Genomic DNA, 12,145 nt, shown 5'->3' with positions numbered 1-12,145 from the left:
CAAACCGAAGATCGTCGATTTCTTCAAAAAGCTTTTTCGACTGCATCGTGGGCGGCGATGAATTGCTCGCCGACCAGTGGCTGATCGCAAGCCTCAAGCTGCCAAGCGACGCTCCTCGTCCTCGGCTTCGTTCCCCGGCTCTCCAACCGCTTTGGTCAGGAAGAGGTCAAGCGCAGCTCGACGAGAATCACGATCCAATGCGTAGGCCGTCTGTTTGAATTCGATCCCCTCGAGTAGCCCTTGGATGTAACCGGAGATCGTGTCGGCGGCCATGATGAGCGCAGTGTCGAGCGTGTGAATGTATTTGCTCGTCACCGAGCCCTTGGAGTGGCCGACGAGCGCCGCGATGGTCACCTCGGTGAAACCGAGATCGTTGGCGATGCTGGCAAAGCTGTGACGCAGGACATGCGGGGTGACGCCGGCGAGCGGACTGTCGCTGAAAATCTGTTCCCAATGGTTCGGGAAGCTGCCGAACGCATGGTCCTCGCCCTGACCTGGGAAGACATAGGTGCCCGCTGCGGTCTTGCGCCGTTCCTCCAGATACTCGACGACGGGCAATCCGATTGGACGAATGGACTCACCTTCCTTGCTGTCCACCAGGCGCATGCAGCTCGCGTCGGTGTCAGCTTCGATCCACATTAGCGAGATCATTTCCGAGCGGCGGCAGCCGGTGAGCGCGATCTGCCGGATGATGTCCACGGTCATGGCGTATTTTTCGTTCGCCGCGGCATCGCGAAGCATTTGCCCGAGGGTGCGATACTCCGCCTCGGTCAGCCTACGATTCCGAACATTGTCCTTGGGCTTCTTGATGCCGTGCGCCGGATTGACCTCTATAATCCCAGCATCGACAGCGTAGGTGAGGATTCCGCCCAATAGGCCGACGGTGCGCGTGGCGGTGCCCGCGCCACCACGAACAATGGCCTTTCCTCGCAGCTTTTTCGTCTTGACGGCGACGCGCGTCTTGCCGGCCATGATGTCCTTCAAGACCTTGTTGATGTCGGCCTTGGTGAGATCCTTGACCCGGCGCGCGCCGATCAGCGGGATGATGTGCCGCTCGATACGGCCAGTGTCGGTGACGATGGTGGTGGGCTTTTTCGGTCGCCCGCCCTTACCCAGAATGAGGCCCGCGTTCAGATCAGCGGTATAGAGGGCGCAAAGCTCCTTGACCGTGATGGCCTTGTGATCGAGCTGACGTTCTTCGGAAGGGTTGTCGCCGCGCGCGACGCGCCCGAGTTGGACCTTCGCTTCTTGCCGGGCTGTCTCCGGCGTCCACACGCCATGCAGGCCGATGGTGTAGCGTCGCGTGCGTCCAACAGCGCGATATTGGATGAGGTAGCTGCGCTTGCCGGAGGCGAACACGCGGAGGCCGAAACCGGGCAGTTCGTCGTCCCAGATAAAATAGTCCTTCTCGCGAACATCGGCAGCGTCCACGATCCGCTTGGTCAGCTTTGCCATGAGGTGTTCCCCTCGCTAGTGAGGGGCTGCTTCCGCGGAAGCACCACGGAAGCAACCGGATGGATATCGGAGCGAAATTCTGGATAGACAGTTCGGCGCGGAAATACGAATTGTCTAGTATCTTCAGTTACATATCGCATTGTAGCGTGCCCTGTCGTGCATTTAGGATAGGCAGGCTAAATTGCTCCGAAGGCACGTCTCAAGCGCCAGAGCGGGTAAAAAGTACCAGAAAGTCATACGTTTAGGAAGATTGAAAAACGGACTCGAAGAAAAACTCACCAGAAACTCACCGCGATTTTCCAAGGTGGATTGATCTTTCCGAGACCCCCAAATAGGTCAGTTACCCAAGGCACCCGTAGCTCAGCTGGATAGAGCGTCGCCCTCCGAAGGCGAAGGCCACTGGTTCGAATCCAGTCGGGTGCACCAATTTTCTCTTGAAAATCAGTGCTTTGTGCCGTCGAAGTCGGCCGAAGCGCGACCTCGCGTAAGCGCAATTCTCACCATAATCTCAGGCCTGCTTCCTTAAGCAATTGAAAGTGCGAAGAAATATCGCGCACCGCTTCTCACCAGCGTCAAACGAAGCGACATCGGGCTGTCGATGCTGGGCGATCTACGCCATCACCTGTATTTCTGCGCCGGACTGCTACGACGCTAAATCCTTGTTGAACTTCACCTTTTTCTGCGTCTCTTAATCATCCCCATCGCGGCGGGCGCTTGGACCCGCCGCCGAATTGGGAATGTATATGGGCGCGGAGCCGATCCGATCGGAAGCCATCGTCAGGGGCGCACGGATGCTGCGCACCGCGATGGGCACCTCGATTGCGCGCTGGCTCGCCGAGCCCGCAGTGATCGAGGTGATGCTCAATCCCGATGGCCGGCTCTGGGTCGACCGGCTCGGTGGCGGCATCGCCGATAGCGGTGAGCGTTTGACGCCAGCGGACGGTGAGCGCATTATCCGTCTGGTCGCGCACCATGTCGGGGCCGAAGTCCACGCCCGCGCGCCACGCGTGTCGGCCGAGCTGCCCGAAACCGGAGAGCGGTTCGAGGGGCTGCTGCCGCCCGTGGTCACCGCGCCGGCCTTCGCGATCCGCAAGCCTGCGGTCGCAGTATTCACGCTCGACGATTATGCGCAGGCCGGGATCATGTCCCGCTTCCAAGCGACGGTCCTGTGCAGCGGCGTCGCGACCCGCGCCAACATTCTCGTCGCCGGCGGCACCGGCACCGGCAAGACGACGCTCACCAACGCGCTGCTGGCCGAGGTCGCCAAGACCACCGACCGCGTAGTGCTGATCGAGGACACGCGCGAGTTGCAATGCGCCGCGCCCAACCTTGTCGCAATGCGGACCAAGGACGGCGTCGCGTCGCTATCTGAGCTGGTCCGATCAAGCCTGCGCCTGCGTCCCGATCGAATCCCGATCGGTGAGGTTCGAGGAAGCGAGGCGCTTGACCTGCTGAAGGCCTGGGGCACCGGACATCCCGGCGGCGTCGGCACTATCCATGCAGGAAGCGCGATCGGCGCGCTCCGGCGGATGGAGCAACTCATCCAGGAAGCGGTGGTGACGGTGCCGCGGGCGCTCATCGCCGAGACCATCAACCTCATCGCCGTGCTGGTCCGCGACGGCGCCGGCCGGCGGCTCGCTGAGCTGGCGCGGGTCGACGGCCTCGATCCCGTGACCGGCGACTACCGCCTGACCACTCTTTCCGCCCCCAACAATGGAGAACCCCAATGACCGCAGCTTTTCGGCGCCTCCTTCGGCGCGCCTGCCATACCGGCGTCGGCCTGGCCCTGAGCCTGCCGCTGCTCACCAGCCCGGCTTATGCTTCCGGCTCCTCGATGCCGTGGGAAACGCCGCTCAATTCGATTCTTCAATCGATCGAAGGGCCGGTCGCCAAGATCGTCGCGGTAATAATCATCATCGTGACCGGACTTAGCCTCGCGTTCGGCGAGACGTCGGGCGGCTTTCGTCGGCTGATCCAGATCGTGTTCGGCCTGTCGATCGCATTCGCCGCGTCATCCTTCTTTCTGTCCTTCTTTTCGTTCGGCGGTGGGGCGCTCATCTGATGAGCGACAGCGGCGATATCGTGCTGGGCTATTATGCGCCGGTCCACCGGGCGCTCAGCGAACCGATCCTGCTCGGCGGCGCGCCGCGCGCGGTTGCGATCCTCACCGGCACGCTAGCCGGCGCGGTCGGTCTAGGCCTGCGGCTGTGGTTCGCCGGGCTGGCGATTTGGGCGATCGGTCACGCGCTCGGCGTATGGGCGGCGCGGCGCGATCCACAGTTCGTCGACGTCGCTCGCCGGCACCTTCGCTATCCGACGTGGATGCGGCCATGATGAGCCTGCGCGAATATCGCGGGCATGCGGCCTGCCTTGCCGACTTCCTGCCTTGGGCCGCGCTGGTCGCGCCGGGCGTGGTGCTCAACAAAGATGCGAGCTTCCAGCGTACCGCGCGCTTTCGCGGTCCGGATCTCGATAGCGCGACGCCGGCCGAGTTGGTGGCGGTGACCGGCCGCCTCAACAATGCCCTGCGCAGGCTGGGCACCGGCTGGGCGGTGTTCGTCGAAGCACAGCGCACGGCGGCACTCGATTATGCGGACTCAGTCTTTCCCGATGCCGCCTCGGAACTGGTCGATCTCGAACGGCGCGAGCAATTCCGTGAGGAAGGCGCACATTTCGAGAGCCGCTATTACCTGACGTTACTGTGGATGCCGCCTGCCGAAGACGCCGCACGCGCGGAAAGCTGGCTCTATGAAGGCTGCTCCGGCAACGGCGTCGATCCGAACGCGCTGCTCAAGGGGTTCGTCGACCGAACCGACCGCGTTCTACATCTGGTCGAGGGCTTCATGCCCGAGGTCGCCTGGCTCGATGATGGCGAGACGCTGACCTATCTGCACAGCACGGTCTCGACCAAGCGCCAGCGCGTGCGCGTGCCCGAGACGCCGGTCTATCTCGACGCGCTGCTGACCGATGAGCCGCTGACTGGCGGCCTCGAACCGAAGCTGGGCGCGCATCATTTGCGCACGCTCACCATCACCGGCTTTCCGACCGAGACCTTTCCCGGCCTGCTCGATGAACTGAACCGGCTGGCGTTCCCCTACCGCTGGTCGACCCGCGCGATCATGCTCGACAAGACCGACGCGACCAAGCTGCTGGGCAAGATCCGGCGGCAATGGTTCGCCAAGCGCAAGAGCGTCGCGGCGATCCTCAAGGAGGTGATGACCAATGAGGCATCGGTGCTGACCGACAGCGACGCGGCGAACAAGGCGGCGGATGCCGACCTGGCGCTGCAAGAGCTGGGCGCCGACCATGCCGGCATCGCCTATGTGACCGCGACCGTGACGGTTTGGGACCGCGATCCGGCACTGGCGTCGGAGAAACTCCGGCTGGTCGAAAAGGTCATCCAGGGCCGCGATTTCACTTGCATGATCGAGGGGCTGAATGCGGTCGAAGCCTGGCTCGGCAGCCTGCCGGGTCACACCTATGCCAATGTTCGCCAACCGCCCATTTCCACGCTCAATCTCGCCCACCTGATCCCCCTGTCAGCGGTATGGGCGGGGGCGGAACGGGACGAGCATTTCGATCTGCCCCCCTTGCTGCATGCAAGGACCGAAGGCTCCACCCCGTTCCGCTTTTCCCTTCACGTCGGCGATGTCGGCCATAGCCTGATCGTCGGCCCGACCGGCGCGGGCAAGTCGGTGTTGCTCGCCCTGATGGCGCTGCAATTTCGGCGTTATCCTGACAATCAGATCTTCGCCTTCGACTTTGGCGGCTCAATCCGCGCCGCGACCATCGCCATGGGCGGCGACTGGCAGGATCTCGGCCATGCGCTGCACGATGCCGATCTCGGCGAGGCCGTCACCTTGCAGCCGCTGGCGCGGATCGACGAAGCTGGTGAGCGCGCTTGGGCAGCGGAGTGGCTGGCAGCGATTCTCGCGAACGAAGGTGTCGTGATCGACCCGCAGGCCAAGGAGCATCTCTGGTCCGCGCTGACCTCACTGGCCTCGGCGCCGATCCCTGAGCGAACCCTGACCGGGCTCGCCGTCCTCCTGCAATCCTACGCGCTCAAACAGGGGCTGGCATCATATTGCGTCGGCGGCCCCTGGGGCCGTCTTCTCGACGCAGAGACCGAGTTTCTGGGCGAGGCGTCGGTCCAGGCGTTTGAGACGGAAGGTCTGGTTGGCGCTGCCTCCGCAGCCGCGGTGCTCGCTTATCTCTTCCACCGCATCGAAGGCCGGCTCGACGGGCGGCCGACGATGATCATCATCGACGAAGGTTGGCTGGTGCTCGACAGCCCGGCATTCGCCGCCCAACTCCGCGAATGGCTCAAGACGCTGCGCAAGAAGAATGCGAGCGTGATTTTCGCGACGCAGAGTCTGGCCGATATCGAGACCAGCTCGATCGCCCCGGCGATCATCGAAAGCTGCCCGACGCGTATCTTCCTGCCCAACGAGCGCGCGGCCGAACCACAGATCGCGCGCATCTATGAGCGGTTCGGCCTCAATGCCCGGCAAATCGACATCCTCGCGCGCGCGACACCGAAGCGGGATTATTATTGCCAGTCGCGGCACGGCAATCGCCTGTTCGATCTTGGACTTGGCGAAGTGGCGCTGGCCTTTGCCGCCGCCTCCTCGAAATCCGATCAGCTTCGCATCGCTGAGCTGGTGGCAACCCATGGCCGCGATGGCTTCGCCCGCGCCTGGCTACGGCATCGCGGTCTCGAATGGGCGGCGGGTCTGCTCGCTGACTCGGAGCCGGCACCGCCCAGCGCATCCCCAGACTTCACCCCAGAGGAGAATGTATCATGATCCAGTTTCGCATGCGGCGGCTGAAGGCCGCAGCTCTTGCCCTTTCGGCACTGCTCGCTGTCGCGGTCAGCGTGCCGGCACACGCCCAGTTCGGCGGCATCGTCTATGATCCGAGCAACTACGCGCAAAATGTTCTGACGGCGGCGCGCAGCCTCCAGCAGGTCAACAATCAGATCCAGCAGATCCAGAACCAGGCGACCTCGCTGATCAATCAAGCGAGGAATCTGGCCAGCCTGCCGATTTCAACGCTGTCGACCTTGCAGGCCCAGGTCCAGCAGACCCGACAGCTTCTCGCCCAGGCGCAACGCATCGCCTACAGCGTGCAAGACATCCAACAGGCGTTCACGACGCGTTATAACGGCGCCAACCTGACGGCGCCGCAGGCGCAGATGGTCACGAACGCCAATGACCGCTGGCAGGACAGTGTCGGCGCGCTGCAAGATGCGCTCAAGGTGCAGGCCGGCGTGGTGGGCAATATCGACGGCGCACGCAGCTCGATCGATACGCTAGTGACAGCGAGCCAGTCGGCAAGCGGCGCCCTCCAGGCGACGCAGGCGGGAAACCAGCTTCTCGCGCTGCAATCCCAGCAGCTCGCTGACCTGACTGCGGCTGTCGCGTCGCAAGGCCGCGCCCAGGCGCTCGAAGCAGCGCGCAACGCAGCGACCGAGGCCGAGGGGCGCGAGCGCTTCAAGCGGTTTCGCGGCAATTGAGATGCGGCCGGTGGCGAAGATCGCGGTTGGCGGTGGCATCGGCGGGCTAATGCTCGCTGTCGCGATTGCGTCGGCGCTGCGCGGGCCGCCGCGGCCCGTCGCGTTCCCGGCGCCGCAGGAAATCGCGCCCAGGCAGGCTGACTCAACACCCGCACGCTGCCGAACGATCACCATGCCTGACAGCGGGTGCGATGCGGCGTGGGAAGCACGCCGGCGGCATTTCTTCGGTGAGGATCAAGCCCGATGAACGACACCGGCGTCATCGACAATTTCCTGTCGGTCTTCACCAGCTATATCGAGAGCGGTTTCGGCCTGCTCGGCGGCGAGGTCGGCTTCCTGTCCTCGACATTGATCGCGATCGACGTGACGATCGCTGCCCTGTTCTGGGCATGGGGAACCGACGAGGATGTCCTACAGCGCCTTGTGAAGAAGACGCTCTATATCGGCGTCTTCGCCTATATCATCGGCAACTTTTCCAACCTCGCCAACATCCTGTTCCAAAGCTTCGCCGGGATAGGCCTCAAGGCATCCGGCAGCGCGATGGCGGTGGGGGACTTCCTGAAGCCCGGCACGGTCGCCGCGACGGGGCTCGATGCGGCTAAGCCGCTGCTCGATGCGACCGCCGACCTGCTGGGACCGATCGGACTGTTCACCAACTTCGCGCAGATCGTGATCCTGCTATTGGCCTGGGTGATCGTCGTACTCGCCTTCTTCGTGCTGGCGATCCAGGTCTTTATTACGGTCATCGAGTTTAAGCTGGTGACGCTGGCCGGCTTCATCCTGCTGCCGTTCGCCTTCTTCGGCCGCACCGCCTTCATGGCGGAGCGGGTGCTGGGCCACATCATCTCGTCGGGCATCAAGCTGATGACGCTGGCGGTGATCACCGGCATCGGCACGACGCTGTTCAGCCAGTTCACCAATGCCGGCCTCGGGGCTACGCCGACCGTCGAGCAGGCGATGGCGATCGCGCTCGCCGCGCTCACCTTGCTTGGACTCGGGATCTTCGGACCAGGCATCGCCAATGGCATCGTGAGCGGTGGGCCTCAGCTCGGCGCCGGTGCGGCGGCGGGGACCGCCCTCGCGGCCGGGGCGACCATCGCAGGCGGTGCAGCCGTCGCGGGTCTTGCCGGTGGCGCGGCTGCGGGCGCGATCGGCGGGGCCGCCATGGGCAGCGCGCGAACGGCCGGCGCCGCTTCGACCGCCTATCAGGCTGGGGCTGCCGGAAAAAGCGGCGGCTCGGCAGTGGCGGGCGGGCTCGCCAATGTCGGCAAGAGTGCCGGTAACGCCGCCATGTCACCGCTGCGCAAAGCCGCCAGCTCGATCCGCGAGAGCTTTGCGTCGGGAGGCGGCGGCGCATCCGGCGCTGCCACTACCGCTTCGTCTGCCGCCACGAAAAGCACCGACGGCCCGCCGGCCTGGGCGAAGGCGATGAAGCGGCGCCAGACGGTCACGCATGGCGTGAGCGTCGCCAGCCACACCCTCAAATCGGGCGACAGCCATGGCGGCGGCGCCGGACCCGACATCACGCAAAAGGATTAAAACCCATGTTTCGACGGCCCTCGATCCGGTACGGGCAGACACCCGAGCCCGTCACGCCTTACCAGCGCGCGCAACAGGTCTGGGACGACCGGATCGGATCGGCGCGTGTCCAGGCAAAGAACTGGCGGCTGGCCTTTTTCGGTTGCCTTGCCTTGTCCGGCGGCCTCGCGGGCGGTCTGGTCTGGCAGTCGGCACGCGGCACGATCGTTCCCTGGGTGGTGCAGGTCGACAAGCTCGGCGAGGCGCAGGCGGTAGCACCAGCGTCGGCGGACTATCGGCCGACCGATCCTCAGATCGCGTTCCACCTCGCGCGCTTCATCGAGAATGTGCGCTCGATCCCTGCCGATCCGATCGTGCTGCGTCAGGATTGGCTGCGCGCTTATGATTTTGCGACCGATAGGGGCGCGCTCGCGCTCAACGACTATGCGCGCAGCAACGATCCCTTCGCGCAGGCTGGCAAGGTGCAGGTCGCCGTCGATGTGTCGAGCGTGATCCGCGCGTCGCCGGACAGCTTTCGGGTGGCCTGGACCGAGCGGCGCTATCAGGACGGCTCGCTCGCCGAGACCGCGCGCTGGTCGGCGATCCTGACCATCGCGATCCAGACACCGCGCACGCCTGATGGCCTGCGCAAGAACCCCCTGGGCGTCTTTGTCGATGCCCTCAACTGGTCGAAGGAACTCAGCCAATGACAACGCCCAAGATGGCCGGCGTGCGCCGGCTCGTTACCCCCTGTCTGATCGCAGTGACACTGCTGGCCGCCGCCGCAGCGCCCGCCTGGGCACAGGATGGCGGGCCACCAGCGCCGTCAGCCAGGTCTGCCGGACAGCCCGCCCAGCCGGTGGAGATCGTCGCAATCCCCACGCCCCTTCCGCTTCCCGGCCAGTTGAAGCCGATCGAGCCAGCGCAGTCGCAAGGCGATCCGAAGGAGCGGGTCGGCCGGGCCAATGCGACCGCGCGGATCGAGCCGGATCACAGCGCGTGGCTCAACGCGATCCAGCAATATCCCTATGCCGATGGCGCGCTCTATCAGGTCTATGCCGCCCCTGGGCGCGTCACTGACATAACACTTCAGGCCGGCGAGGAGCTGGCCGGTCCCGGGCCGGTCGCAGCGGGTGATACCGTGCGCTGGATCATCGGCGACACGGTGAGCGGCGCCGGCGCGAGCAAGCAGGTCCATATCCTCGTCAAGCCGACGCGCGCCGATCTGGTGACGAACCTCGTCATCAACACGGACCGGCGGACCTATCATCTGGAACTGCGGGCAACGCCTGCGACCTATATGGCCGCGATCTCGTGGACGTACCCGCAGGACATGCTGGTGGCGCTGCGCGTGAGCCGAGCCGAGGCCGATCGTGTCGCGCCGGTCGCCGCGGGCATCGATCCCGCCGCTCTCAATTTCCGCTATCGGATCAACGGCGACAAAGCGGCGTGGCGTCCGGTACGTGCATTCGACGATGGCCGGCAGACCTATGTCGAGTTCGCCGAGGGGATCGCGACAGCCGAGATGCCGCCTCTGTTCGTGCTCGGTGCTGACGGCAATGCAGAGCTGGTCAACTACCGCGTGCAGGGCCGCTACATGATCGTGGACCGACTGTTCTCGGCGGCCGAGCTGCGGCTTGGCGGCAAGAAGCAGGCGCAACGCGTCCGGATCGTCCGCGACGAACCTCGGCGTCGGGGGCGGTCATGAGCGACGAGCCCAACGAAGCGCCGCCGCGGGAAGAGCCAGCTCCGCCCGAGGCACCGGTGCCAAGCAGCGCCGGGGATTTCCGCCTGCGCGGCGCGCCGCCGCGCGTGACCCGGCTGTCGCGCAAGGCGCTGGCAGTGGTCGGCGTCATCGCCGGACTCGGCATCGGCGGATCGCTGATCTATGCGCTGCAACCGCGCGGACCGGCCGCGCCGCCGCAGAATCTCTACGGCAGCGACCACGGCGCAAAGGCCGATGTGGTGACCGCCGCGCCGGCCGACTATTCCAAGGTGCCCAAGCTCGGACGACCGCTGCCTGGCGATCTCGGTGGCCCGATCCTCAGTGCGCAGGCGAACGGTCAGGCCGTTCCGGTGCCGCCGATGGGCGCACAGGCCGCGCAGCCGCCTGACCCGCGCGTGGCAGCAGCGGAGCAGGCACGCCAGCGGGTCGCGCAGGAGCGGGATTCGGCCCGCACCAGCAATCTGTTTCTCGGTGGCGCCAATACCAGCGGGTCGGGTGGCGCAGCAACGCCGCAACCATCGACAGGCACCCAGACAACAGCGATTTCGAGCGATGCGGCAACGGCAGCGACCGCGTCAGCCGCGTCGGGACAGTCAGCCAACCGGGCTTTCCTTCAGGTCGCCGCGAACAGGACGACGGCGAGCAGCGAGCGGATCACCGCCCCAGTGTCACCCTATGTCGTGCAAGCTGGCAGCATCATTCCGGCAGCGCTCATCACCGGCATCCGCTCGGACCTTCCCGGCCAGATCACTGCCCAGGTGACCCAGAATGTTTATGATAGTCCGACCGGCAAGATACTGCTCATCCCGCAGGGGTCGCGCCTGATCGGCGAGTATGACAGCGACGTCTCGGCCGGACAGAATCGGGTGCTGCTCGCGTGGGATCGGCTCATCCTCCCCGGCGGTCGATCGATCCTGCTCGACCGCCAGCCTGGTGCCGACGCGGCCGGCATGGCGGGATTGCAGGACCGGACCAATTACCACTGGGGCAATATGCTCAAGGCTGCTCTCGTTTCGACATTGCTCGGCGTGGGCAGCGAGTTCGCGACCGATGGCGACGACAGGCTGACGCGCGCGCTGCGCTACGGCACCCAGAACACGGTCAACCAGTCCGGCCAGCAGCTCGTCCAGCGTGAGATCGATGTGCCGCCGACCCTGACCGTTCGGCCGGGCTATCCGCTGCGGGTGATTGTGACGCGCGATTTGGTGCTCGAGGCGGAGGGAGGCAAGCCATGACGAAACTGCGTCTGGGCCGGATCGAGGACGACAAGCCCGTCAAGCTGACGGTCGAGCTGCCGGGCACGGTGCATCGCGATCTTGCCCGCTATGCCGAGGCCCATGCTCGGGAAACCGGCCTTGAGCGGCCCTTTCCGCCCGAACGGCTGATCCCGCCGATGCTTGAGCGGTTCATGGCCGCAGACCGGGCTTTTGTCCGCAAGCGGCCGACATAGCCCGGCTGATCTCTCCATTTTGGATCAGTGCGGAATCGATAATGCTTGTCATTATCTCATAAATTTTGGAAACTCTTTCGGCGCTCCCCCTCTGGTTGCGCGTGACCGGGTCCTGGCGCGTATGTCCAGGCTTTCCGCTAAAGGTGCCAGTGCGCGCTCCCAACGCGCGTTTCCCAATGCTCGGTCACTTGCGCGAAATAAATCCGTCGTCTGCAATACGGCGAGTTCGTCGCGGCACATTATAATCGGATTATAAAGTGGAACGGTGGCGGACCATCGGTGAACATTTGATTGCGGCAAGTGAGTCGCAGCTCAGAGGAACCGATGGAGGTTATTATGACGGATCGTGAAGACCGCAACGACGACGTGATCGATCTCGGCCGCATGGTCGACGAGACGAAGGGCGGCGGCGTCAGAAATGACGACGGGCTCGGCCTGGAGCAAATCCAGGCGGGGCTGTCCGACGATTGATCACGAGCGC

Annotated in this window: 13 protein-coding genes and 1 tRNA gene; 13 read left to right on the top strand and 1 reads right to left on the bottom strand. The window is 64.7% G+C overall.

All coding sequences use genetic code 11. The features are described 5' to 3' along the window. Positions 1 to 93: 93 nt before the first annotated feature. The gene (locus ACP7BY_RS19870; RefSeq protein WP_006023603.1) at positions 94 to 1,455 is read right to left on the bottom strand and encodes a tyrosine-type recombinase/integrase; all 1,362 of its coding nucleotides are present in this window, start codon (positions 1,453 to 1,455) and stop codon (positions 94 to 96) included. 349 nt (positions 1,456 to 1,804) lie between these two features. Between ACP7BY_RS19870 and ACP7BY_RS19865 the strand changes: the two genes are divergently transcribed. The 13 genes from ACP7BY_RS19865 (at position 1,805) to ACP7BY_RS19805 (ending at position 12,135) form a co-directional block, all read left to right on the top strand. Next, positions 1,805 to 1,881, top strand: a tRNA-Arg gene (locus ACP7BY_RS19865). A gap of 317 nt (positions 1,882 to 2,198) precedes the next feature. Then, the gene (gene trbB / locus ACP7BY_RS19860; RefSeq protein ID WP_033965420.1) at positions 2,199 to 3,185 is read left to right on the top strand and encodes a P-type conjugative transfer ATPase TrbB; all 987 of its coding nucleotides are present in this window, start codon (positions 2,199 to 2,201) and stop codon (positions 3,183 to 3,185) included. After that, positions 3,182 to 3,517 carry a TrbC/VirB2 family protein gene (locus ACP7BY_RS19855; protein ID WP_033965416.1) on the top strand — a complete coding sequence of 112 codons (336 nt, stop codon included), beginning with the start codon at positions 3,182 to 3,184 and terminating at the stop codon, positions 3,515 to 3,517. Before trbB ends, ACP7BY_RS19855 begins: the two co-directional genes overlap by 4 nt. Next, positions 3,517 to 3,789, top strand: coding sequence for a VirB3 family type IV secretion system protein (locus ACP7BY_RS19850; RefSeq protein ID WP_033965415.1), 273 nt, complete (start codon positions 3,517 to 3,519; stop codon positions 3,787 to 3,789). The genes ACP7BY_RS19855 and ACP7BY_RS19850 overlap by 1 nt, the downstream gene beginning before the upstream one ends. After that, positions 3,786 to 6,260: a conjugal transfer protein TrbE gene (trbE, locus tag ACP7BY_RS19845; RefSeq protein ID WP_033965419.1), complete on the top strand. Its 2,475-nt coding sequence runs from the start codon at positions 3,786 to 3,788 to the stop codon at positions 6,258 to 6,260. Before ACP7BY_RS19850 ends, trbE begins: the two co-directional genes overlap by 4 nt. Continuing rightward, positions 6,257 to 6,970 carry a P-type conjugative transfer protein TrbJ gene (gene trbJ, locus ACP7BY_RS19840; protein WP_033965414.1) on the top strand — a complete coding sequence of 238 codons (714 nt, stop codon included), beginning with the start codon at positions 6,257 to 6,259 and terminating at the stop codon, positions 6,968 to 6,970. Before trbE ends, trbJ begins: the two co-directional genes overlap by 4 nt. 1 nt (position 6,971) lies before the next feature. Then, positions 6,972 to 7,217 (top strand): putative entry exclusion protein TrbK-alt, encoded by a 246-nt coding sequence (gene trbK-alt / locus ACP7BY_RS19835; protein WP_033965413.1) that lies wholly within the window; start codon positions 6,972 to 6,974, stop codon positions 7,215 to 7,217. Beyond that, on the top strand, positions 7,214 to 8,509 hold the full coding sequence (gene trbL, locus ACP7BY_RS19830) for a P-type conjugative transfer protein TrbL (protein ID WP_137903185.1): 1,296 nt from the start codon (positions 7,214 to 7,216) through the stop codon (positions 8,507 to 8,509). The genes trbK-alt and trbL overlap by 4 nt, the downstream gene beginning before the upstream one ends. Positions 8,510 to 8,514: 5 nt before the next feature. Further along, complete coding sequence (gene trbF, locus ACP7BY_RS19825; RefSeq protein ID WP_033967098.1) at positions 8,515 to 9,198, top strand: conjugal transfer protein TrbF; 684 nt, start codon at positions 8,515 to 8,517, stop codon at positions 9,196 to 9,198. Further along, a complete protein-coding gene (gene trbG, locus ACP7BY_RS19820; protein ID WP_137903184.1) occupies positions 9,195 to 10,196 on the top strand; it encodes a P-type conjugative transfer protein TrbG in 1,002 nt (333 codons plus the stop codon). Before trbF ends, trbG begins: the two co-directional genes overlap by 4 nt. Next, positions 10,193 to 11,449: a TrbI/VirB10 family protein gene (locus tag ACP7BY_RS19815; RefSeq protein ID WP_137903183.1), complete on the top strand. Its 1,257-nt coding sequence runs from the start codon at positions 10,193 to 10,195 to the stop codon at positions 11,447 to 11,449. The genes trbG and ACP7BY_RS19815 overlap by 4 nt, the downstream gene beginning before the upstream one ends. Next, positions 11,446 to 11,664, top strand: coding sequence for a DUF2274 domain-containing protein (locus ACP7BY_RS19810; RefSeq protein WP_033967097.1), 219 nt, complete (start codon positions 11,446 to 11,448; stop codon positions 11,662 to 11,664). The genes ACP7BY_RS19815 and ACP7BY_RS19810 overlap by 4 nt, the downstream gene beginning before the upstream one ends. 336 nt (positions 11,665 to 12,000) lie before the next feature. Then, positions 12,001 to 12,135, top strand: coding sequence for a benenodin family lasso peptide (locus tag ACP7BY_RS19805; protein ID WP_171010595.1), 135 nt, complete (start codon positions 12,001 to 12,003; stop codon positions 12,133 to 12,135). Positions 12,136 to 12,145: the final 10 nt, after the last annotated feature.

This window comes from Sphingomonas sp. PSPC2-2 (genome assembly GCF_049897725.1).
Lineage (GTDB): Bacteria > Pseudomonadota > Alphaproteobacteria > Sphingomonadales > Sphingomonadaceae > Sphingomonas.
The sequence above is the reverse complement of the archived record's forward strand: the minus strand, read 5'-3'. Positions and strand labels throughout refer to the sequence as shown.